This window comes from Streptomyces sp. NPDC085866 (assembly GCF_044541035.1).
Classification (GTDB): Bacteria; Actinomycetota; Actinomycetes; order Streptomycetales; family Streptomycetaceae; genus Streptomyces.
Genome location: NZ_JBITSQ010000012.1, coordinates 169,063 through 190,994, shown reverse-complemented (window position 1 = coordinate 190,994; position 21,932 = coordinate 169,063). Strand labels below are relative to the sequence as shown.

Here is a 21,932-nt window from a genome sequence, read left to right as displayed (position 1 = left end):
GTGTTCTCCAACTACCTGATCGGCCTGCGCGAGGGCCTGGAAGCGTCGCTCGTCGTCTGCATCCTCATCGCCTACCTGGTGAAGACGGATCGCAGGGACGCCCTGAAGCCGATCTGGATCGGCATCGGCATCGCGGTCGCCATCGCGATGGGCTTCGGCTGCGCCCTCGAATTCGGCTCGCAGGAGCTGACGTTCGAGGCGCAGGAGGCGCTGGGCGGTTCGCTGTCCGTCGTCGCCGTCGTCCTGGTGACCTGGATGGTGTTCTGGATGCGGCGCACCGCCCGGCACCTGAAGTCCGAGCTGCACGGCAAGCTGGACGCGGCCCTCGCCATGGGCACGGGCGCGCTGGTCGCCACCGCGTTCCTGGCCGTCGGCCGGGAGGGCCTGGAGACCGCCCTGTTCGTGTGGGCCTCGGTGCACGCGGCGAGCGACGGCACCCCGCGCCCGCTGATCGGCGTGGCGCTCGGCCTCGCCACGGCGGTCGTCCTCGGCTGGCTGTTCTACCGGGGCGCGCTGAAGATCAACCTGGCCAAGTTCTTCACCTGGACCGGCGGCATGCTGGTCGTGGTCGCGGCGGGCGTGCTCGCGTACGGCTTCCACGACCTGCAGGAGGCCAACTGGATCCCGGGCATCCGGGACCTGGCCTTCGACATCAGCGACACGATCGAGCCGGACAGCTGGTACGGCACGCTGCTGAAGGGCGTGTTCAACTTCCAGCCCGACCCGACCGTGGTCCAGGTCACGGTGTGGCTGCTGTACCTGATCCCGACACTCGCGGTCTTCCTCGCCCCGGTAGGGTTCCCCTCCGGGAAGGGGAAGGTGAAGGCACCTCATGACCAGGGAACGCAGCCGTCGAACGCTCCGCAGGCGTGACCGGAACGCACTCATAGCGGTCTCACTGACCGCCATGTCACTGACGGCGAGCGGATGTGTGGTGGTGCACGGGGAGCGCGAGATGCTTCCCGCCACCACCCGCGCCGAGGCCGCCAAGGCGCTCACCCAGTTCACGGACGCGTACAACAAGGCCGACAAGGCCTACGACCGCTCCCTGGACGAGGACCATGTCACCGGCGCCCTCGCCGGCATCGACGGCGCGCGGCTGAAGGCCGGGCACGCCAACAGCCCGTCGGGCAACGCGCATCACGTGCAGCTCACGCTGACCGACGCCGACTTCACGATCCCGAAGAAGGCCGGCTGGCCGCGCTGGTTCGTCGCGGACGCCAAGGGCAACCTGGGGAGCAGCAACGCCCGTTGGCTGCTGGTGTTCACCCGCGACGGCCTCGGCGATCCGTGGCAGGTGGCCTATCTGACGCTGGTCGCGGCCGGTGACGTACCGGAGTTCAAGAAGGACAAGGACGGCTGGGCCGAGGCCGTGCCCGCCGACTCCACGCAACTGGCCGTGCCGCCCGCCGACCTGAGCAAGAACTACGCGGCCTATCTGAAGAACGCCGGGACGACGTTCGCGGACGGCCGGTACACCAGCGGCCTGCGCACGGACCGCAAGAAGCAGACGACGAAGCCGGGCCTGGTCCGGCAGTACATCGACGAGCCGCTGACCCACGGCGACTACGCGCCGCTCGCGCTGCGCACGGCGGACGGCGGGGCGCTGGTCTTCTTCACCACGCACCACTACGAGAAGCAGACCGCCGCCGCGGGCACCTCCGTGCCGACCCCGAACAAGGACGTGCAGGCCCTGACCAAGGGCGAGATCAAGCAGTCGCTGACGCTGGAGATCATCTCCAACGAGGCCGCCCTCGACCCGGCGGGCAGCGGTCCGGTGTCGATCCTGGGGCGGGTGCAGGGCCTGACGGCGGCACAGGGCGAGTAAAGCGCCCTAAAGGGGCGCGGGGAACTGCGCGACCAGCCACAACGGACCCTCCGCCGCCCGACGGCCTATCGCGGCACCCCGTGAAGCGCCCGCCTCTCCCCGCGGAGCGCTCAGTGCCGCAGCGGCCAGGCGGCGCTCGTGTGGTCGGCCTCGGCGCCGGCGTGGCGGGCGCAGGCGTCCGTGAGCGTCTCCAGCAGGCTCAACGGGTCGGGCAGCGCGTGCTCCGGGCCGCGGGCCCAGCGCACCTGCTGGTCGTCGCCGGGCAGCCGGGCGGGCGGTACGAGGACGTAGGAACCGCGGCAGTGCCAGCGCAGCCCCGGATGCTCGTCCATGGTCTCCGGGTGGCAGTCCAGCTCGCAGGGCCACCACTCGTCCTCGTCCTCGGGGGTGCCCCGGGTGAGGGTGAAGAACAGCATGCGGCCGTCGTCGCTCTCGGCGACCGGACCGACCTCCACACCGGTGCCGAGGAGGCGGTCCAGCGCCTCCCGGCCGGCCTCCAGGGGCACGTCGAGGACGTCGTGCACCATGCCGGTGGCGGTGATGAAGTTGGCCTGCGGCTGGTGCCGGGCCCAGCGCTCGATCTGCGCGCGGTCCGTCGTGGACTGGGTCTGCCAGGCGAACGACACCGGGTGCCGGGCCGGGGTGGGACAGCCGACGCGGTCGCAGGAACAGCGGTAGCCGGGGGCGGGGTGCGCGGCGGGTGCCAGGGGCAGTCCCGCTGCGGCGGCGGCGAGCAGCAGGGCCTCACGGCCGCCGTCGTCGGCGGCGGTCTCCTTCGGGCGGCGTCCGAGCAGCCACTGGGAGAGTTTGCCCTGCCGGCCGGTCCGGCCGCCGAACGTCGCGCTCATCTAGCCCCTCAGACTCGTGGTCGCCTCGATGGTGTGCGGACAGCATGCCCTATCGTCCCATCTTCCAATGCTTCGGGGGGTCGGAGCGGCGATCCGGAGGAACCGGACGAGACGTACCTCACCGCACCTCAGCGGGGGGCGAGGCCGTGCAGGGCGTAGTCGACCAGGGTGTCCGTGTACGCGTACGAGATCGGCCCGGTGTGCTGCAGCCAGCGCTGGGCGAGCGGTGAGACGAACAGCTCCAGGGCGATGCGCGGGTCGACGTCGGGGCGCACCGCGCCGCTGTCCTGCGCGGAGCGCAGCCGGTCGACGTACAGCCGGAGCTGGGGTTCGAGGAGCTTGGTGACGAACTCGCGGCCGAGCTGCTCGTTGACCACGCCCTCGGCGGCCAGCGCGCGGCTGGGTGCCTCGAAGCGGGGGTCGTACAGCTCGTCGACGGTGGCCCGCAGCACCGCCTTGAGGTCGGCGGCGAGGTCGCCGGTGTCCGGGATGGCGTACGGCTCCTGCCCCGCCGCCCGGGCCGCCTGCTCGCCGAGGTCCAGGAAGGCCTCCATCAGCACGTCCGCCTTCGACGCCCACCACCGGTAGATGGTCTGCTTGCCGACCCCGGCACGGGCGGCGATCCCCTCGACCGTGGTCTTCGGGTATCCGACCTCGGCGACCAGGGCGAGGGCGGCGTCGTAGATCGCTCTGCGGGACTTCTCGCTGCGGCGGGTGGCGTCGGGGGCGGGCTTCTTGACCATGGGGTGACGCTACAAGCTCCGCCGGTTCAGCAGTGCGGTGGGAAGTGCCGTGCTGTGCCGTCGATCGGCTGCGGCGTCACCGTGGCTGGTCGCGCAGTTCCCCGCGCCCCTTCAGGGCGCTTCCTTACCGCGGCGGCCAGGCGTCGCCCCAGTCGGCGTCCCGGGCCACCTTGTACAGGTCGCCGTGGCGCTTGGTGACCGTCGTGCGGCGCAGCTGCTCGTCGGCCTCGCACAGGTCGAGGAGTACCTGGCCCTTGCGGATCTGCGGGCGCCGGACCACCCGGGCGGGGGCCGGCTCGGCGGGCAGTCGGGTGGCGGCGACGTAGCTGAACTTCTCGTCCTCGTACGCCAGGGAGCCGCCCTTGACCTGGCGGTGCAGGGAGGAGCGGCTGACCCGGGCGGAGAAGTGGCACCAGTCCGTGCCGGGGACGATGGGGCAGGCGGCGCTGTGCGGGCAGGGCGCGGCGATGCGGAACCCGGCGCGGACGAGGCGGTCGCGGGCCTCGATGACCCGGGCGTAGCCGGCAGGGGTGCCGGCCTCCACGATCACGACGGACTGCGCGGCGGCCGCGGCCGCGTCGACGAGGGCGGTGCGGTCGGCCTCGGCGAGTTCGTTGAGGACGTACGACACCGTGACGAGGTCGGCGTTGTCGAGGGTGAGCGCCGTGCCGATCCGGGCCCGCTGCCAGCGGGCGTCCCGCAGCGCGGGGTTGGCTTCGGCGATCTCCCGGCCGAGGGCGAGCGCGGGTTCGGCCCAGTCCAGCACGGTGACGCTGCGCTCGCCGGGCCAGGTCGCGGTGACGGCCCAGGTGGCGGCGCCGGTGCCACCGCCGACGTCGACGTGGCTGCCGGGCGTCCAGTCGGGCACGGCGTCCGCGAACGCCTCCAGCGCCGAGCGGACCGCCTCGAAGGTGGCCGGCATGCGGTAGGCGGCGTACGCGGCGACGTCGGCGCGGTCGCGCAGGATCGGGGCGTCGGTCGGGGTGGCCCCGCGGTAGTTGGCGATCAACCGTTCCACGGCGCCGGCGGCTTGCTTGGGCGGAAGTCCGTCCAGGAGGTGGGCCAGGGAGGCGCGGAGGGCGTCGGCCGGGTCGGCGGGGGCGTTCACCCTGCGATTCTCTCAGGTACCCGACGAGGTCCGAGCCACGCGTCGGTCAGGCACCACGTACCGCTCGCGCCAGGTACGTCGCCGCAGCCGCTCTCGGCCTGCTGTTCGGAGACCGTCTCCTCGGATGCACCGTGTTGGCCAGCAGCACCAGGAACGTGTCCGTCGCCGGATCCAGGACCAGCGAGGTCCCCGTGAACCCCGTGTGCCCCGCCGCTCCCCTGCCCGCCAGCTCGCCCATGAACCACGGCTGGTCCAGCGCGAAGCCCAGGCCCGGCGGGGTGAACAGGAGTTCCACGAAGTCGGGGCCGAGGACGCGCGCGGGGCCGTACGCGCCGCCCGCGAGCAGGGCGCGGCAGAAGACCGCCAGGTCGTGCGCGGTGGAGAAGAGGCCGGCGTGGCCCGCCACCCCGCCGAGCGCCCAGGCGTTCTCGTCGTGGACCTCGCCGCGCAGCATTCCGCGGTCGGCCTTGGCCCAGGGCCGCCGCTGGTCCTCGGTGGCCGCCGCGCCGGGGCAGGGGCCGAAGGCGGTCGCCGTCATCCCGAGCGGGCGGGTGATGCCGTCCTCGATCAGGACGTCGAGAGGACGGCCGGTGATCCGCTCCAGGACGAACTGGAGCAAAATCATGTTCAGGTCCGAGTAGAGGTACCGGCCGGGCTCGGACGTGGGGGCCTCCGCGCGGAGCATCGCGAGGCGGGCCATGGCGTCCGGGCAGTCGTACAGCGGGAGTTCGGGGCGCAGCCCGGAGGTGTGGGTGAGCAGCTGCCGTACGGTGACGCCGTGTTCGGCGGCCGCGGTGAACTCGGGCAGGTAGGCACCGATCCGGGCGTCCATGCCGAGGGTGCCGCGCTCGATCTGCTGCACGGCGGCGACGGACGTGCACAGCTTGGTGAGGGAGGCCAGGTCGAACGGGGTGTCGACGGTCATCGGGACCCGGGCGGCGGGCGGCAGTTCGACGCCGGTGTCGGTCTCGGGGTCGTAGGAGGCGTAGCGGACCGCCCAGCCCGCGGCCTCGGCCACCGCGATGACGGGCCCGCGTCCGGCCATGACGACGGCACCGGCGGCCCAGGGGCGTGCTCCGGTGGTGAGGGCGTGCACCTCGCCGACCAGATGCTCGAGTTCCTCGGGGTCGAGCCCGGCGCGTTCGGGTGTGCCGGCGCGCAGTCTGGGTGCGCTCAGTTGTCCTCTCCCTCCGACCCCGCACGGGTGTTCCAGGGACGGCACATTCCCACGAAGCAGGCCGCCGCTACCAGTGCTCCCGCCAGTTGGACGACCGCCATGGGCACGGCGGTGTGCTCCCCGGCGACGCCGACGAGCGGGGAGGCGACCGCTCCGACCAGGAAGGAGGTGGTGCCGAGGAGGGCGGAGGCGGAGCCCGCGGCGTGCCGGGTGCGCAGCAGGGCCAGGGACTGGGCGTTGGGCAGGGTGATGCCCATCGCGGACATGAGGACGAACAGGGCGGCGGCGATCGGCGCCAGGCCGACCTCGCCGAAGGTGCCCGTGGTCATCAGCAGCAGGGCGGTCGCGGCCAGCACGATGATCGCGAGGCCGGTGCCGAGCACCTTGTCCAGGCTGACCCGGCCCACCAGGATCCGGCCGTTGACCTGCCCGGCGATCATCAGCCCGACCGAGTTGACGCCGAAGAGCAGGCTGAAGGTCTGCGGGGAGGCGCCGTAGATCTCCTGGACGACGAAGGGGGAGGCGGATATGTAGGCGAACAGCGCGGCGAAGGCGAAGCCGCCGGCGAGCGTGTAGCCGGTGAAGGGCAGGTCGGCGAGCAGGCCGCGCATCGAGCGCAGTGCCTGCCCCACTCCCCCGCCGTGCCGATCGGCGGGCGGCAGGGTCTCGGGCAGCCGCAGCCAGACGAGGGCGGCGAGCGCGGCTCCGACCCCGGTGAGGACGACGAACACGCCCCGCCAGTCCGTCACGCGGAGGATCTGCCCGCCGATCAGGGGCGCCACGATCGGCGCGACCCCGGAGATCAGCATCAGGGTGGAGAAGAAGCGGGCCATGGCCACGCCGTCGTAGAGGTCTCGTACGACGGCCCGCGCGATGACGATGCCGGCCGCTCCCGCGAGACCCTGGGCGAGGCGGAAGGCGACCAGCGCCTCGACATTGGGCGCGAACGCGCACAGGGCGGTGGCGAGGAGGTAGACGGCGAGGCCGGTGAGCAGCGGGCGGCGACGGCCCCAGCGGTCGCTCATCGGGCCCACGACCAGCTGCCCGAGTGCCATGCCGGCCAGGCACGCGGTGAGGGTGAGCTGGACGGTGGCGGCGGGGGCGTGCAGGGAGCGGGTGACCTCCGGCAGGGACGGGAGGTACATGTCCATCGCCAGCGGGGGTGTGGCGGTGAGACCGCCGAGCACGAAGGTGACGAGCAGTCCGGTGCGGCGGGTGGCGGCGACCGAGACGGGTGCGGTGGTGGACTGGCGCTCCGTCTCCGGTGTCGGTGCCGCCGCGTGCTCGGGCATGTGTCCCTCCCTCTCCTACTGGATCGGCCTCTATGCTCGCAGCTCGTACACACTGCCGTGGCACACATGAACGAGGGCGGGGCGGGATGGCGGAGCAGAGCGTGCGGTGGGGGATCCTGGCTACCGGCGGGATCGCGGCCGCGTTCGCGGCGGACCTGGTGGACCTGCCGGACGCGGAGATCGTGGCCGTGGCCTCGCGCAGCCAGGAGTCGGCCCGGGCGTTCGCCGAGCGGTTCGGGGTGACGCGGGCGTACGGCGACTGGGAGTCCCTGGCCGCGGACGCGGACATCGATGTCGTGTACGTCGCCACCCCGCACTCGGCGCACCGGGCGGCGGCCGGGCTGTGCCTGGCGGCCGGGCGGAACGTGCTGTGCGAGAAGGCGTTCACGCTCAACCTCCGCGAGGCCGAGGAACTGGTGGCGCTGGCGAAGGAGCACGACCGCTTCCTGATGGAGGCGATGTGGATGTACTGCAACCCGCTGGTGCGGCGGTTGAAGGCGCTGGTGGCGGACGGGGCGATCGGCGAGGTGCGCACGGTGCAGGCCGACTTCGGTCTCGCGGGCCCCTTCCCGCCGGCGCACCGGCTGCGGAATCCGGCACTGGGCGGCGGGGCGCTGCTGGACCTCGGTGTGTATCCGGTGTCGTTCGCGCACTTGCTGCTGGGCGAGCCGGACGAGGTCGTGGCACGGGGGGTGCTGTCCGACGAGGGCGTCGACCTCCAGACGGGCGCGCTGCTGTCCTGGGAGAGCGGGGCGCTGGCCTCGGTGCACTGCTCGATCGTCGGCGGTACGGGGGTCACCGCCTCGGTGACCGGCTCGCGCGGCCGCATCGACATCCCGTCCGGCTTCTTCCACCCCGACCGCTTTGTACTGCACCGCGACGGCCGTGCCCCCGAGGAGTTCACCGCCGACCCGGCCGACGGCCTGCGCACCAGCCTCCGGCACGAGGCCGAGGAGGTCATGCGGGCGCTGCGGGCGGGCGAGAAGGAGTCGCCACTGGTGCCGCTGGCGGGCAGCCTCGCGGTGATGCGGACGCTGGACGCGATACGGGAGCGGATCGGGGTGCGGTATCCCGGGGAGGCTCTCGGGGAGGCCGTGGCCACCGTCACCGGGTAGCCGTATGGCGGACATTGCATTCCGCATCCCGGACTTCCCGCCTACGCTGCGGACCCATGACTGACAGGCAATCGAAGATCGCGGTGGTGACCGGCGCCGGCTCCGGCATCGGGCGGGCCGTCGCCGTGGAGCTGTTGCGCGCCGGCTGGACGGTGGCGCTGGCCGGCCGGCGGGTCGAGACGCTGGAGGAGACGGCGGCGCTGGTGCCCGGGGCGCCCGCGCTCGCCGTGCGCACCGACGTGTCCCGGCCCGAGGACGTGGAGGCGCTGTTCGCGGCGGCCGTGGACCGGTTCGGGCGCATCGACCTGCTGTTCAACAACGCCGGGACGTTCGGCCCGGGCGGGGTGCCCGTCGAGGACCTGCCCTACGAGGCCTGGCGGCACGTGGTGGACACCAACCTCAACGGGGCGTTCCTGTGTGCGCAGGCGGCGTACCGGCGGATGAAGGAGCAGGATCCGCAGGGCGGCCGGATCATCAACAACGGCTCCATCTCCGCCCACACGCCCCGCCCGCACTCGGTCGCCTACACCGCGACCAAGCACGCGCTGACCGGCCTGACCAAGTCACTGTCGCTGGACGGGCGGCCGTACCGGATCGCGGTCGGGCAGATCGACATCGGCAACGCCGCGACCGACATGACGGCCCGGATGCAGACCGGGGCGCTGCAGGCGAACGGCGAGGTGGCCCCGGAACCGGTGATGGACGTGGCCGACGTGGCCCGCACGGTGCGGCACATGGCCGAGCTGCCGCTGGAGGCGAACGTGCAGTTCGCGACGGTCTTGGCGACGGCGATGCCGTACATCGGGCGGGGCTGACGACGGACCGGAATCAAATTCCTCAAGTTACACAAACGGAATTTCAACGTCCGCACTATTGCGGCCCGTCGGCCGCATATGCTCAACTTTCCTCCACAAGAGCTTCACACTTGGAGCACAGGAGTTCCGTAGCCACACCGAGGGGGGAGTCGGCAGCCGTTCCACCGGACCGGAGTTGGGGGTGGACCTCGCGTGGGACCGCGGGGTACGCACCGGTCGGTGGAACGGCTGCCGCTGTACGCATCCCGGCCGCTCAGCGCCGGTGCCGCCCCCCGGACTCGGACTCCGACCCCGTCTCCATCTCCATCTGCGCCTCGGCCGCGGCCTCCGCCCGAGCCGCCTTGACTCGCACCACGCGCCGCCGCAGTGCCCACGCACCCGCTCCCAGCAGTGCCACGGTCCCGGCCGCGCCCTCCAGCAGCCGCCACGACGAGGGGTGCCCGGAGGACGCCGAGGCGGGAGCACCGGCCGCGGCCCGGGCCGCCTTCCCCGCGGGCGCCGGGCTCGCGCTCGCCCCGCCCTCGCTGAGCGGTTCGACGAGCGTGCCCACCGCCTGCGCCGAACGCCCGGCCCCGAAGCCCCAGTCGAGCAGCGCGGCGGTCTGCTCGTAGACGGCGTTGCTGCCCTCGGTCGGATGCATCACGGTGACCAGCAGGGTGCGGCCGTCCCGGGTGGCCGCGCCGGTGAAGGTGTTGCCGGCGTGGCTGGTGTAACCGTTCTTCACGCCGATCAGGCCGTCGTACGTGTGCAGTCCCCAGGCCCCCGTGAGCAGCCGGTCGGTGTTCTGGATCTGGAAGGTCTTCTTGCCGCCGGCCGGGAAGTCGGCGGTCCTGGTGCCGCAGTAGCCGCGGAAGTCGGCGTTCTTGAGGCCGTGCCGGGCGAAGAGCGTGAGGTCGTACGCCGAGGAGAGCTGGCCCTTGTGGTCGAAGCCGTCGGGGCTGACCACATGGGTGTCCAGGGCCTGCAGGTCCTCGGCCAGGGCCTGCATCTCGGCGACCGTCTTGGCCACACCGCCGTTCATGTGCGCGAGCACATGCACCGCGTCGTTGCCGGAGCGCAGGAACACGCCCTGCCACAGCTGCTCGACGGTGTAGGTGATGCCGGGCTTGACGCCGACGAGGCTGGAGCCGGCCGGGATGTCGGCGAGGTCGGCGTCGGTGACCTTGTACCGCTCGGTCCGCTCGAACTTCTTCAGCACGGTGTCCGCGAACAGCATCTTCAGCGTGGACGCGGGCGCCAGGCGCCGGTGCGCGTCGAACGAGGCGAGCACCTCACCGGTCTCGCCGTCGGCGACCAGCCACGAGCGTGCGGTGAGCTTCTTGGGCAGGCCGCCGGCGCCGCGCACCTGGACTCCGGTACGGGCCAGCCGCTCACCGCCGATCACGGTCGCGGCGGAGGCGGGGGCGGCCACGGACAGGGGGAGGGCGGCGGCCGTCAGCCCGAGGGCGGCACGCCGGCTGAGCCGGGAACATTCACGCACCCGGGGACCGTACACCGCACCCAACAGGCATTTCCTGGCAGGAGGCCCTCCCTGGCATAGGAATTTGCTGTCTTATGAAAATTTGACCCCCCATCCTGCTTTCTCAGCTCTGACACATCCTTTACTCAGCGCGCCTCAAAGGTTCCTCCCTAGCTTGTGGCCGCGCCCACAGCGGGCGCCAAGAACCTTCGAGGAACGGGATGTTTGGCATCTATCTCAAGCGTGAGCTGAGCCGCCGCAAGAAGGCCGCTCTGGTCATCGCGATGGGTCTGGCGCTCGGTATCGCGCTGGTCATCACCGTCAACTCGGTGTCGGCCGGTATGACGCAGGCGCAGGACAAGGTCCTGAAGTCGCTCTACGGCCTCGGCACCGACATGACGGTCACCAAGGCGCAGTCGGCGCCCGAGGCCGGCGGCTCGCAGGGCCCGAACTTCAAGTTCGACGCCAAGTCCAGCAGCAAGAGCTCGCAGAGCTCGGACCGGGTGATGACACAGGGCGGTCAGGCCCTGAAGTCCTCGCTGGTCGAGAAGGTCGCCGCGCAGAAGGGCGTGGCGAGCGCGGTGGGCGCCCTCTCCCTGAACGTCACCAAGGTCGACGGCTCCTTCACCCAGGGCAAGGCGAAGTCGTCCACCTCGTCGTCCGGATCCCAGCAGCAGGGCGGCCCGGGCGGCGGCAGCGGGCAGCCGCAGGTCCAGGGCGGCGGCGCCAACTTCGACGTCAACAGCTACTCGGTGGCCGGCGTCGACGTCACCGACCAGGCCCTCGGCCCGCTGGCCACGATGAAGATCACCTCCGGGAAGACCTTCACCTCGGCGCAGACGAACGCGAAGGTCGCGGTCGTCAGCAAGTCGTACGCCAAGGAGAAGAAGTACAAGGTCGGCACGGCCTTCAAGGTCTCCGGCACCAAGTACACGGTCATCGGCATCGCCACCCCGGACAGCAGCGAGTCCACCACCGACGTCTACCTGCCGCTGAAGCAGGCCCAGTCCCTCGGTGACGCCAAGAACAAGGTCACCACGATCTACGTCAAGGCGACCGACTCCAAGCAGATCTCCACCGTCAAGAAGACGATCCAGAGCAACATCTCCGGTACGACGGTCACCACCTCCTCCGACCTGGCCTCCACCGTCTCCGGCTCGCTGTCCACGGCCTCGAACCTGGCCGGCAGCGTCGGCAAGTGGCTGTCGATCACCGTCCTGGTCGCCGCCTTCCTGGTGGCCGCGCTGCTCACCTCCTCGGCCGTGTCCCGGCGGGTGCGCGAGTTCGGCACCCTGAAGGCGCTCGGCTGGCCGAGCCGCAAGGTGACCCGGCAGGTGGTCGGCGAGTCCATGGTCAACGGCCTGATCGGCGGCGGCCTCGGCATCGCCCTGGGCCTCGCGGCCGCCTACACGGTCACCGCGATCAGCCCGAAGCTGCAGGCGGAGCTGGGCAGCAGCGGCGGTGGCGGCATGGGCGGTGGCATGGGCGGCGGCCCCGGCCGGCAGGCCACCAAGAACACCCTGGAGATCGCGCTGACCGCACCCGTCTCCCTGACCACCATCGCCCTGGCCGTCGGCCTCGCGGTCGCCGGCGGCCTGATCGCCGGCGCCATGGGCGGCTGGCGCGCCTCCCGGATGCGCCCGGCCGACGCCCTGCGCAGCGTCTCCTGACCCACCCTTCTGTTCACTCACGGAGCACCCATGTACAGACTCACCGGCGTCACCAAGCGGTACACGCGGGGCAAGGAGACGGTGGAGGCGCTGCGCGGCGTCGACCTCACCATCGCCGACGGCGACCAGCTGGTCATCCAGGGCCCGACGGGCGGCGGCAAGTCCACCCTCCTGCAGATGATCGGCGGCCTCGACCGCCCCTCGTCCGGCAGCGTCGAACTGGACGGCGTCGACCTCGCCACGATCAGCGAGGCCAGGCTGACCCGGCTGCGCGCCGAGAAGATCGGCATCATCTTCCAGGCGTTCAACCTCATCCCGACGCTCACCGCGCAGGAGAACGTGGAGACGGCCCTGGTCCCGCTCGGCGTGAAGCCGGCGGAACGGCGCGAGCGGGCGGCCGAGGCGCTGCGCTCGGTCGGCCTCGGCGAACGCCTCACCCACGTCCCGTCCGAGATGTCCGGCGGCCAGCAGCAGCGCGTCGCCATCGCCCGCGCCCTGGTGAAGAAGCCGAAGGTGCTGCTGGCCGACGAGCCCACCGGCAACCTCGACGAGGGCACCCGCGACGACATCATGGCCCTGCTGGAGGGCCTGTGGCGGGAGCACGGGCTGACCTTCGTCATGGTCACCCACGACTCCTCCATCGCCCGCCGCGCCCCGCGCCTGGCCACCATCAAGGCGGGCCGGATCACGCTCACCGAGCAGGGCGGGGGTGGGGCGGCACGGCAGCAGGCGTACGGCGGGCAGGCTCACGGTCAGCACGCGTCGCAGGAGCAGTACGCGCAGCAGCAGTACGGCGGTTACGGCTACTGACCCTCAGTCGTACGGCCCGTCGGGGCCGCTCGTCGCCCGAGCAGGCGGTCGATCTCGGCCAACTGTTCTGCGGTGAGCGGCCCTTTCGCGATCGCGCCGGCGTTGTCCTCGGCCTGGGCGACGGACCGGAAGCCCGGGATCGGCACGGTACGCGGGCTACGCGCCCACAGCCAGGCCAGGGCGCCCTGGGCGGGGGTACGGCCGTCACTGGTGAGGATGTCCCGCAGGGCTTCGACCCGGCTCACCCACTCGGGATCGGCACCGGACCCGTCGCCCCCGAAGCCCTGGAGCCAGGAGGGCGGCCTGCTCCGGATGTCCCCGGCCTCCAGGGAGGTGTGCCGCTTCCCGGTCAGCAGCCCCATGGCAAGCGGACTCCGGTTGATGCTGGCGAGCCCCGACTCCTCGCACAGGGCCAGCATGTCGGGCGCGTCCTGGAGCACGTTGAGCGCGTGCTGTACGGCCGCGCAGTGCTCCCCCTCGGCGAAGACGGCGGCGCGGGCGGGGTCGTCGGTACTCCAGGCGTAGGCCCGGACGAGCCCCTCCTTGACGAACTCCTCGCATAGATCACGGAGTTGAGCCGCCTGCTCCGGCTCGGCGTCGGAGAGGTGCAACTGGTAGAGGTCGACGTGGTCGGTACCGAGACGGCGCAGGGAAGCGGTCAGGGCCCGGCGGGCGTAGGCCGGGGAGTCGTCGGCACCAGTGAGGGTGCGGGTGTCCGGGTCGAAGACGTTGCCCCACTTGGTGGCGACGACGACCTGGTCCCTCCGCTTCCCCAGCGCACGACCGAGGATCTCCTCGCTGTGCCCGGTGCCGTAGACATCGGCGGTGTCGAAGAAGGTGATGCCGAGGTCGAGGGCACGGCGGATGGCCCGCACCGACTCCTCGTCGTCGACCTTCCCCCACCCGAGGGGCTGCCCGTCGGGTGCCTGCCACTCACCACCGATGGCCCAGCACCCGACCCCGAGGGCACTCACTTCGATCCCGCTGCGTCCCAGTGTCCTGCTGGTGGTCTCCATGCCGCAGAACGCTAGGAGTTGGAGCGCACACGAGGGCAAGCGGTTTCACAGGGGGATTACTCGGGGGGATTACTCAGGGGAGGATTACGCCTGCCCGGTCTCGAAGCGAGAGATCCTGCCGTCGTCCTCGATCTCGAAGTGCCACTTGGTGCGCATCTCGCCCCAGGCGTCGTTGCGGTAGCGGGCGATGAGGTCGCGGCCGCCCCGGGACTCGTTGTCGACATCGATGTGGCCGTTGGAGGTGAAGATCTCCCGGTCGATCCACTCGGCGAGGTCGCGGTCCGAGCCGTCGTCGGACATCGTCGCGCCCGGCGAGAGGAGGGACATGAAGCCCTCGCGGTCGTGCGAGTTCACGGCGTTGACGAAGGCCCGGACGGACGGATCGCTGAGCTTGGCTGGCTGAATCGTCATGGCGCCAGACTCACACCGCTCCCCCGCCCCCGCCACCCGAACGCCATCCACGACGAGCCCGCAGGAGCACGGGATGCGACGGTGACAAGGGACTTCATAGGCGCTGACAGGAGTGACGACCGTGACCTGTTACGACCGACGTGATCTGGGCCTGCTGCTGCTCCGGCTGGGGACGGGCGGGGTGCTCGTCGCACACGGCACGCAGAAGCTGTTCGGCTGGTTCGGCGGCCACGGCCTGGAGGGCACGGGCCAGTTCATGGAGTCCGTCGGCTACGCGCCCGGCAAGGCGAGCGCGACGGCGGCAGGCCTGGCGGAGGCGGGCGGCGGCACCCTGCTGGCGCTGGGCCTGGCAACCCCGGCGGCGGGCGCGGCGGCGGCCGGCGCGATGGCCGGAGCGGCGGCGGTCCACCAGCCCAACGGCTTCTTCGCCCAGGAGGGTGGCTACGAGTACGCGGCCAGCCTGGGCCTGGCGGCAGCAGGCCTGGCGATCGCCGGCCCCGGCCGCCTCTCCCTCGACCACGCGTCCGGGCATGTTTTCGACCGGGGGTGGATGGTGCCGGTGGCGCTTGGGGTGACGGCGGCGGCTACGGCGGTAGTAGTCGGGGCACGGAACCGGCGGGTGCGGGCGAAGGTGGAGGGCGAGCAGGAGGTCCTGTTCGAGGACTAGCCCCCCGGGGCATGCCAAGCTTCGGGGCATGAGCGACCAGGACACCTCCCCCGCCCTCTGGCCGACGATCGACGAACTCTGGGACCGCCTGGAGGCGACTCGCAGGCACGCCGGCCCGGAGGGCGTACTGCTCCGCATCCTCAAGCTGTCGGAGGAGGTGGGCGAGGTGGCCGAGGCGGTGATCGGCGCGACCGGCCAGAACCCACGCAAGGGAGTCACCCACACGTGGGAGGACGTCCAGGGCGAGCTGTGCGATGTGGCGATCACGGCGCTGGTGGCGCTGCGGACGTTGACGCCGGAGGCGCGAGAGGTCTTCGACGCACACTTGAAGGGTGTACGGGAACGACCGCTGACTCCTCCAGTCTGAGCACGCGCCCACGGCTGACCTCGGCCAACGAGGCAGCCCCGCGCTGACCGAGGGTGCCCGGCGCGTGCTCACCCCTTGACCGACCATTCCCCTCGAAGGAGCGCGTCGTCTCGTGTGGGCGGGAGATCGTGTAGAGCCTGATCAGCAGCGTCATCGAGAGGCGTCCAGGGAGCGTGCCCGGGGTCAGGGCACGGCCTGGAGGTGGCCGCTGGTGATGACGCCGTCGCTGACGTTGTAGATGCCGGTGAACCGTTTGACGGAACCGTCGGTCTGGGTCGCTGTCAGGTCGACGGAGGACTGGGTCGGGCCTGTGTCCTGCGCGGTGACGGCGTCGTGGGTGGTGGTGGCGAAGCCGTGGACGAACGAGGCGAAGCTGCCGCCGAGGTTGTCGCCGCCGAGTTTCCAGGCCGTGGTGTAGTCCTGTTTGTTGATGGCGGCGTAGTAGGCAAGGACGATGCCGGAGGGGCTGGTCGCGGAGGCCGATTCCGAGGGGCTCTTGGGAGAGGACGTCCCAGGGGAGAGCGACGGACTCGGTGTCGGCGGGATGGTGGTTGCCGCGGGGGCAGGCACTGGGCTGGTGACAGCAGGGGCGGGCGTGGTGGGGAGGGCGCGTGGGCGCTGCGTGTGGGCGCGGCTCGGGTGGTCGTTCGGCAGTAACCAGTGCACGACACCGATGGTGATGCCGGTTGCCGCGACGACCGCTGCGACTGCCGGCAGCCAGACGCTGCGGATGCGGAAGCCGCCGCCTCGTGGGGGCAGTGCGGGGATGCCGTGGCTGCTCGGCCCGGGGGTGACGGAGCCGGCTGTTGATCCCCCTTTTCGGAGGAGGGCGAGCCGGTCGTGCGCCGGCCCGGCGGTGACGGTCCTGGCATCGGCGAGCGCGGTGCGCTCCGCTGAGGGCGATGGGAGTGTGGACGCCTCCGTGACTTCCTCGCGGCTGACGTCACGGCCGTCGGTCGCAGGTGCGGCCCGGTGTCTGAGTGTGTCGGGGTGACAGGTGTGCGCCGGCGGGGTGCCGTCGGGCGCGGCCGCGCCCAGTACCGCCGCCGCGCTCAACGCCGCGGCGGCGAGTTTGGCCGCCGGGTCGGCGAGGTGCAGCGTGACGTCGGGCACGGGCACCGTGCCGGAGGCAGACGCAGGGATCTCCCGCGCGGCGGGCAGGCGGAACCTCGCGTCGTCCGGCGGTACGAGCGCTCCCAGCGCGGCCGCCTCCTCGGGGCGGTCACAGACGAAGGCCGTCAGTCCCAGCTCGGTGCGCACCCGGTCGGCCGCACCCGGGAGCAGCGCGGCCTGCCCGGTGAGGTAGACCGCGGCGAGTCGTCCCGGCCCCAGGGCCGCGTGATCGATGCCGGACGCGCTCTCGTCGATCACCCGGCGGCGGGCCTGGTCGAGTCGGCCGGGCCCGGCATCGTCCGGCGTCATGCCCGGGAAGATGTCCTGGGCCACCGGCTGCAGGCCGGTGGCCGTATGGCTCTGCACGGAGACCTCGGCGGACTTGCGGCGCGCGTCGTAGACGGCGAGGCAGGCCCCCTCCGGCAGGGCGAGCCGGGCGCGGAAGTACCTGGCCAGCGCCGACGCGCCCGACGTGAAATGTGGATCGGGCAGATCCGCGGCGCGCGCCTGAAGCTGCGCCTGGCTGAACTCCGCCTCCGTCCAGCCGAGCGGGTGCACGATCACCAGTCCGGCGACCGTGTGACCGCCGGCCGCGGCCGTCTCGGCCGCGGTGCGAAGCAGTTGCTCAGCCGTGGCCACCGGGCCGTTCAGGTCCAGCGCCGTGATCCGTCCGTGCGCCGCGATGGCGGCGCACGGACGGAGTGCGGTGGCATCCACGGCGAGCTTCCACTGAGCCATCGCGCTCGTCCCCCCAGAGTGGTCGATGGTGTCGGCGGCCTCAGCCGCCGAAGAGCCTGAGGACGACCGCCTGCAGTTTCGCCAGCGAGTCGACCAGGGTGGTGGCACTCGCGGCCAGGGTGCCGCCGGCCGTGGTCAGCGAGGTCGCCGAGGTCAGGGCGTCCACCGCGAAGGAGAGGTGACGCCGGATCACACCGGGCCGTGGTTCCTCCTGAACCACCTCGTCCCCCACCCGGTCGAGCGAGCAAAGGGCCTCGTCCGCCTCGTCGTCCGGGAGGGCGCCGACGCCCGTCTCCCGCAGCCGCGCCAGATCGTCGCGTACGGCCTGGAGCGCGGTGAGCAGGTCAGCGACGGTGACCTGCTCGGGCAGGGTGGGCGGGGCGGCGAAGTGCTGGGTGAGGGTGTTGCGCTCCCCGACAGCCTGGTTGCCCTGGTTGGGGGAATCGATGTTGACGATGCCGGGCTGGTGCTGCCAGCCCGGTGCGGTCGGGTCGGGATGCACGAAGCTCCTCCACGCGGGGGATCGAATCAAGGGACCTTGGTCTGGCGCAGGTTGTTGACCTGGCCGACGGCCTGGTTCCCGGAGTTGGGCGAGTTGACGTTCTGGATCCCGGTGCTGATGTTCATGTTCCCGGCGACGAGCAGCTGGACAGCCTGCTCGAACTCCGAGGTGTCGTACCCCGCACGCCGTAGCTCCGCGAGGACCGCGGTGAAGGCCCGCTCTCGGATGCTGGTGAAGAACCTGCGCACGTCCAGCTCCTGGAAGAGCTGCTGGTAGTACGGCTCGGCACCGAGCTCGCGCAGGCTGACCTGGGGGCTGTGGTCGACCGGCCGACCGAGCTCGTGCATCCGCCGGTACCAGCGGCGGCGGCCGGCGGTACGGACCGCCGACCGGAGTATCGCCCAGGGCTCCACGGCGGCGGTGCACACGTCCAGGGCGAAGGAACGCACCGCACGCCACAGCGCGTAGCCGCCGTCCTCCAGCGGACGGGGAGGCAGGATGTCGTCCACCACACGGTACCGCTCGGCCACCGGCGGCAGGAGAAAGGCCAGGCCCTCTACCTGGAGCAGGCCGCCCTGGACGTTGGCACGCAGGAAGAGCGCCGCGACCAACTGACGCTGCCACAGCTCGGCGCGCACCTCGAGGAAGTGCCGGATCCGCTCGTGCGATCCGAGGTCCAGCAGGTCGGCCCAGGCAGGCGCGAGTGTCTGCACGCCGGATACCGGGTCGGCGACGCTGAGGGCGCCGTACCAGTTCTCGGGCGCGTCCGGTCGTCGTCCGGCGCGGAAGACCCGGTCCCGCACCGTCAGATGGTGTAGGAAATCCCCGGGGTAGAGGTCACCCTGCGAGAGCTCGGCCACAGCCGCGGTGATGCTGCGGTGCAGGGTGGGAAGTTCGAGGGGTACCAGTGGGGCACTCCCGTTGCGCTGCTGTGTGCTGGGGCGCAGCTCGATGGGGAACGACCACCCCTCGTGCTCCAGACGCAGGCCGGCACCGACGAACGGGGAGAAGTCGCTGTAGAGAGTCTCGGCCTCGGCAGGGCGTTCCTGGAGGCGGGCGAAGACCGGCGAGAGACGTGTGGACTGCGGGCCGGGCTTGGTGCCGCCGGGCTCATGCAGGGCGGCCAGGTGGAGGTGCCGGCGGTAGCGCAGGACGGTGCCGATGGCGACCCACGCCAGCAGGAAGGCGGCGATGCCCAGCAGTGACGGGTTCCACGTTGCTTCTCCGGCCACCGCTCCGCCCGAGTCCGGGGGCACTCCGGTGGTCGTTGAGGAGAGTCCTTGGCCGATGGCTGCGATCACCAGGAGGACCAGGCCGGCCGAGAAGAGGAGGCACAGGCCCAGAGCGGCCAGGCCTCGGCGGAGCAGCAGCCGCCAAAGGGTGCCCCGGTCGAATCTGCCCTTGCCGATGAACGGTCCGAACGACCAGGTGACGGCGCGGACGAGGAGCACCACGAGCAGTGCGAGGGCGAAGTCGGCACGGTCGGTGAGCAGTCCGACGAAGGCGACCAGGATGATCAGGCCGCCGGCCACCGCGCCCTCCCACCGCGCCCGCAGGCAGGCGGCGAGCACCGCCGCCATGTCGACCCCGGGCGACGCGGCCGGCACCCGGTGCTGCTCCTCCACCAGTTCCCTGATGGCCGCCTGACGGAACGTCCGGTCCAGGAAGGCCGCCGCGCACAGGTGCCGCGTCGCGTCCCCGCCGGGTGGTCCGGCCTGGTGTTCCAGCAGATCGCGCGCGTCTGCGGGACCGGGCCACCCCGAAACGGTCCCCATTGGCATGCCCATAGGTCGGTACCCCCGCATCCCCATGGTGCGCACACGCGTGACGCACACAGAACAAATCGCCTGATCCCCGCGAAGAGGACGGGTTCGGCCAACTCAGAGTAGAACCGATCTGTGGGCGCAGAGAGGGATTCGACGCACTTTCCGTCCCAGATGGAACACCGCGACGCCGAGTGGTGCCCTGTGGCGGCGCTTTCACGCACCGTCGATCTGACGGGACACCAGATCCTTTATGAAAAACCGGTGTTGGGCCGGTTCTTGGGCAGGAAGGCACTGGAGCGCCTGTCTGCCACAGGCCGCGTCGGTGCAGCCGATCGCGTATACCTGGCAGGAACCGGGAGTCGGCGGCGGTGACCTGAGCGGTCGCCACGTCCGTGCTCACGTTGACGCCGTCGGCCGTGCAGGTGCGCAAGCGAGGTCCGTGGTCCTCAGTACCGGATCTGGACGACGCGCCCTTCCACGTCCAGCTCGGGCATCTCAGGAATCCGCCCCGCGACCCCCAGCCCGATCCGGTACGCCGACCAGGCCGCCGCAGCGGCATCGAGGACATCGTCCACCGGAACACGATCCGCCTCGCCGAGTTCATCCGGCAGCACGATCCCAGCTGCGGCCAGCAGCCGGCGACGTGCACTCTGCCCACGCCACGTCTTCTTGGCGTGGTCCAGCGGCACCCCTCCGGCCAGGGCGCAGAAGGACACCTCGGGGTGGACCTCGTGGATCCGTTCGTCGGCGAGCCAGCACGCGCGGGCCTCGAGGAGTTTCGGAGCCAGCGCCCACGCTTGTCGGCTCAGTCGATGGCCGGTGAGTTCATGGCAGCGGTCGCCGGCCGTCGCGTAGTCCGGCTCTCGCCATGCCGGGCGCGGTGCCACGAGGAAGACGCTGTTGCGCCGTGCCCTCAGGAGTGCCCTCGCGCCGAGATCCGCTGCGCGCCAGCCCTTCTCGATCAGGCCCAGCGGCATGTCCACCGCGATCGCCTCCACCCCGGCGGCACGCTCGATCAACGCATCGAGACGGACGTCCACGAGGCTGCCCGCGAACGTGCCGTCCGTGAGTCTGATCCCTGTCCAGCCCTGCCTGCCGCAGGCATCGACCCCGAGGACTTCCATCCCGCCTCGCCTCTCGTGCAAGAGGAACGACTCGTGCAAGAGGAACAAGAGAAAGAGGCAGACGAGTCGGGCTGTACGCCGGGTTCTGTTCTCCGGGGTCCTCGCGGACCTCGAAGCGACGGCCATCCATCTAGGACCGACGTTGCCGTCGGCCTCGTGCGGTCTACCCGCGGACTCGGGCGGGCAGCCCTCGAACGTCCGCGCAGAGCCGCCTTTTACAGCGGCTCCTCTTGACCTTGCTCCGGGTGGGGTTTACCTAGCTGCCCAGGTCACCCTGGGCACTGGTGGTCTCTTACACCACCGTTTCACCCTTACCGAGGGCCGAAGCCCCCGGCGGTTTGCTTTCTGTGGCACTGTCCCGCGGGTCACCCCGGGTGGCCGTTAGCCACCACCCTGCCCTGTGGAGCCCGGACGTTCCTCGGGAAGCCCCCTAGGGGGACTCCACGCGGCCGTCCGCCCGGCTCGTCTGCCGTGTCGACCATGGTACCGGGCGTGCGGGGCGGCGTGGGCCGGCGGTCGCCGTGGCCAGTACCGAGCCCGCCAGGATCAGGGTGAAGGCGACCGCGATGCCCGTCGTCAGGGATTCGTCCAGGAACAGCGCGCCCGCCGCCACCGCCACCGCCGGGTTGACGTACGTGATGACCGTCGAGCGGGTCGGGCCGACCTCCTTGATCAGTTCCAGGAACGCCACGAAAGCCAGCGCCGTGCAGATGACGCCCAGGCCGGCGAGGGAGGCCAGGACCTGGCCCGACGGTACGGCGGACGGCCAGGTGGCCGCTGCCGCGGGGGCGTAGACCAGGGCGGCCAGGGTCAGGCACGGGGCCGTGAGCTGGAGGGTGGGGACGTCCTTCAGCCACCGCGCGGCTATCAGCGGGGCCGTCGCATAGCCCAGGACGGTCAGCAGGACCTCGCCGAGCGAGCGAGCGTCGCCGCCGGTGAGGTGGGGAACGGTGAGGACCGCCACGCCGGCGAGGCCCAAGGCCAGGCCCGCGACCCGCCGCACGCCGAGGCGTTCCGTGTCGCCGAAGAAGCGGGCCAGGAGCACCCCGCCGATCGGTACGCCTGCGATCAGCAGACCCGCCGTGGAGCTGGACAGGTGCCGTTCGGCGTCGGTGAGGGTGAACCACGGGCCGATGATCTCGATGCACGCGAAGGCCAGCATGGGACGCCAGTGAGCGCGGACGACACGGATCAGGTCGCCCTGGCGGATCGCGAACGGGAGCAGGAGGAGCGCGCCGAGCGCACAGCGCGTGAACACCACCATGGCGGGGGACAGGTCACCCACCGCCACCTTGATCATCAGATAGGGAATGCCCCAGACCACTCCCATCAGGGAGAACAGGAACCAGCCACGTGCAGTCAT

The 21,932-nt window shown here is 71.5% G+C and carries 20 protein-coding genes, 1 other RNA gene and 1 pseudogene; 8 read left to right on the top strand and 14 right to left on the bottom strand.

Going from position 1 to position 21,932, the window contains the following annotated elements; all coding sequences use genetic code 11:
* Entirely contained in the window at positions 1-873 is an 873-nt protein-coding gene (gene efeU, locus ACIF83_RS29870; protein WP_393465878.1) for an iron uptake transporter permease EfeU, read from the top strand.
* Positions 833-1,828, top strand: a complete 996-nt coding sequence (locus ACIF83_RS29865) for a hypothetical protein (protein WP_399731487.1) — start codon at positions 833-835, stop codon at positions 1,826-1,828. The genes efeU and ACIF83_RS29865 overlap by 41 nt, the downstream gene beginning before the upstream one ends.
* 110 nt (positions 1,829-1,938) lie before the next feature.
* Here the strand turns inward: ACIF83_RS29865 and ACIF83_RS29860 are convergent, their stop codons facing one another.
* The 5 genes from ACIF83_RS29860 to ACIF83_RS29840 form a co-directional block, all read right to left on the bottom strand.
* Positions 1,939-2,676, bottom strand: coding sequence for a bifunctional DNA primase/polymerase (locus ACIF83_RS29860; RefSeq protein ID WP_399731484.1), 738 nt, complete (start codon positions 2,674-2,676; stop codon positions 1,939-1,941).
* A 128-nt stretch (positions 2,677-2,804) separates the two neighbouring features.
* A complete protein-coding gene (locus ACIF83_RS29855) occupies positions 2,805-3,419 on the bottom strand; it encodes a TetR/AcrR family transcriptional regulator (protein ID WP_393465869.1) in 615 nt (204 codons plus the stop codon).
* A 124-nt stretch (positions 3,420-3,543) separates the two neighbouring features.
* Positions 3,544-4,527, bottom strand: a complete 984-nt coding sequence (locus tag ACIF83_RS29850; protein ID WP_399731481.1) for a small ribosomal subunit Rsm22 family protein — start codon at positions 4,525-4,527, stop codon at positions 3,544-3,546.
* A 46-nt stretch (positions 4,528-4,573) separates the two neighbouring features.
* The gene (locus ACIF83_RS29845; RefSeq protein ID WP_393465863.1) at positions 4,574-5,749 is read right to left on the bottom strand and encodes a serine hydrolase domain-containing protein; all 1,176 of its coding nucleotides are present in this window, start codon (positions 5,747-5,749) and stop codon (positions 4,574-4,576) included.
* Positions 5,701-6,996: a multidrug effflux MFS transporter gene (locus tag ACIF83_RS29840; RefSeq protein WP_393465860.1), complete on the bottom strand. Its 1,296-nt coding sequence runs from the start codon at positions 6,994-6,996 to the stop codon at positions 5,701-5,703. The genes ACIF83_RS29845 and ACIF83_RS29840 overlap by 49 nt, the downstream gene beginning before the upstream one ends.
* Positions 6,997-7,082: 86 nt before the next feature.
* On the opposite strand from ACIF83_RS29840, the gene ACIF83_RS29835 reads away from it, so the two are divergent.
* Both ACIF83_RS29835 and ACIF83_RS29830 read left to right on the top strand, forming a co-directional pair.
* Positions 7,083-8,111 (top strand): Gfo/Idh/MocA family protein, encoded by a 1,029-nt coding sequence (locus ACIF83_RS29835; protein WP_398137266.1) that lies wholly within the window; start codon positions 7,083-7,085, stop codon positions 8,109-8,111.
* Positions 8,112-8,167: 56 nt separating this feature from the next.
* Positions 8,168-8,926 carry an SDR family oxidoreductase gene (locus ACIF83_RS29830; RefSeq protein ID WP_398137267.1) on the top strand — a complete coding sequence of 253 codons (759 nt, stop codon included), beginning with the start codon at positions 8,168-8,170 and terminating at the stop codon, positions 8,924-8,926.
* 253 nt (positions 8,927-9,179) lie between these two features.
* Here the strand turns inward: ACIF83_RS29830 and ACIF83_RS29825 are convergent, their stop codons facing one another.
* Positions 9,180-10,406, bottom strand: a complete 1,227-nt coding sequence (locus ACIF83_RS29825; protein WP_393465854.1) for a D-alanyl-D-alanine carboxypeptidase family protein — start codon at positions 10,404-10,406, stop codon at positions 9,180-9,182.
* 200 nt (positions 10,407-10,606) lie between these two features.
* Between ACIF83_RS29825 and ACIF83_RS29820 the strand changes: the two genes are divergently transcribed.
* Both ACIF83_RS29820 and ACIF83_RS29815 read left to right on the top strand, forming a co-directional pair.
* Positions 10,607-12,055 (top strand): ABC transporter permease, encoded by a 1,449-nt coding sequence (locus ACIF83_RS29820; RefSeq protein ID WP_399731476.1) that lies wholly within the window; start codon positions 10,607-10,609, stop codon positions 12,053-12,055.
* Positions 12,056-12,085: 30 nt separating this feature from the next.
* Entirely contained in the window at positions 12,086-12,865 is a 780-nt protein-coding gene (locus ACIF83_RS29815) for an ABC transporter ATP-binding protein (RefSeq protein ID WP_399731473.1), read from the top strand.
* Here ACIF83_RS29815 and ACIF83_RS29810 read toward each other — a convergent pair.
* A complete protein-coding gene (locus tag ACIF83_RS29810; protein ID WP_399731470.1) occupies positions 12,859-13,881 on the bottom strand; it encodes an aldo/keto reductase in 1,023 nt (340 codons plus the stop codon). The two genes, ACIF83_RS29815 and ACIF83_RS29810, sit on opposite strands and share 7 nt — an antisense overlap.
* A gap of 84 nt (positions 13,882-13,965) precedes the next feature.
* The gene (locus tag ACIF83_RS29805) at positions 13,966-14,292 is read right to left on the bottom strand and encodes a nuclear transport factor 2 family protein (protein ID WP_393465844.1); all 327 of its coding nucleotides are present in this window, start codon (positions 14,290-14,292) and stop codon (positions 13,966-13,968) included.
* 121 nt (positions 14,293-14,413) lie between these two features.
* On the opposite strand from ACIF83_RS29805, the gene ACIF83_RS29800 reads away from it, so the two are divergent.
* Both ACIF83_RS29800 and ACIF83_RS29795 read left to right on the top strand, forming a co-directional pair.
* Entirely contained in the window at positions 14,414-14,959 is a 546-nt protein-coding gene (locus ACIF83_RS29800; protein WP_393465842.1) for a DoxX family membrane protein, read from the top strand.
* A gap of 28 nt (positions 14,960-14,987) precedes the next feature.
* Entirely contained in the window at positions 14,988-15,326 is a 339-nt protein-coding gene (locus ACIF83_RS29795) for a MazG-like family protein (RefSeq protein ID WP_393465839.1), read from the top strand.
* Positions 15,327-15,509: 183 nt separating this feature from the next.
* Here the strand turns inward: ACIF83_RS29795 and ACIF83_RS29790 are convergent, their stop codons facing one another.
* The 6 genes and pseudogenes from ACIF83_RS29790 to ACIF83_RS29765 all read right to left on the bottom strand — a co-directional run.
* Positions 15,510-17,177, bottom strand: coding sequence for a hypothetical protein (locus ACIF83_RS29790; protein ID WP_399731466.1), 1,668 nt, complete (start codon positions 17,175-17,177; stop codon positions 15,510-15,512).
* A 40-nt stretch (positions 17,178-17,217) separates the two neighbouring features.
* Positions 17,218-17,679 (bottom strand): hypothetical protein, encoded by a 462-nt coding sequence (locus ACIF83_RS29785; RefSeq protein WP_399731463.1) that lies wholly within the window; start codon positions 17,677-17,679, stop codon positions 17,218-17,220.
* Between the two features lie 26 nt (positions 17,680-17,705).
* Positions 17,706-19,454: a hypothetical protein gene (locus ACIF83_RS29780; protein ID WP_399731461.1), complete on the bottom strand. Its 1,749-nt coding sequence runs from the start codon at positions 19,452-19,454 to the stop codon at positions 17,706-17,708.
* A gap of 437 nt (positions 19,455-19,891) precedes the next feature.
* Positions 19,892-20,569 carry a DUF429 domain-containing protein gene (locus ACIF83_RS29775; RefSeq protein ID WP_399731457.1) on the bottom strand — a complete coding sequence of 226 codons (678 nt, stop codon included), beginning with the start codon at positions 20,567-20,569 and terminating at the stop codon, positions 19,892-19,894.
* 58 nt (positions 20,570-20,627) lie between these two features.
* An RNA gene (gene rnpB, locus ACIF83_RS29770) (RNase P RNA component class A) lies at positions 20,628-21,034 on the bottom strand.
* A gap of 118 nt (positions 21,035-21,152) precedes the next feature.
* A pseudogene (locus ACIF83_RS29765) lies at positions 21,153-21,869 on the bottom strand (DMT family transporter); the annotation flags it as partial.
* Positions 21,870-21,932: the final 63 nt, after the last annotated feature.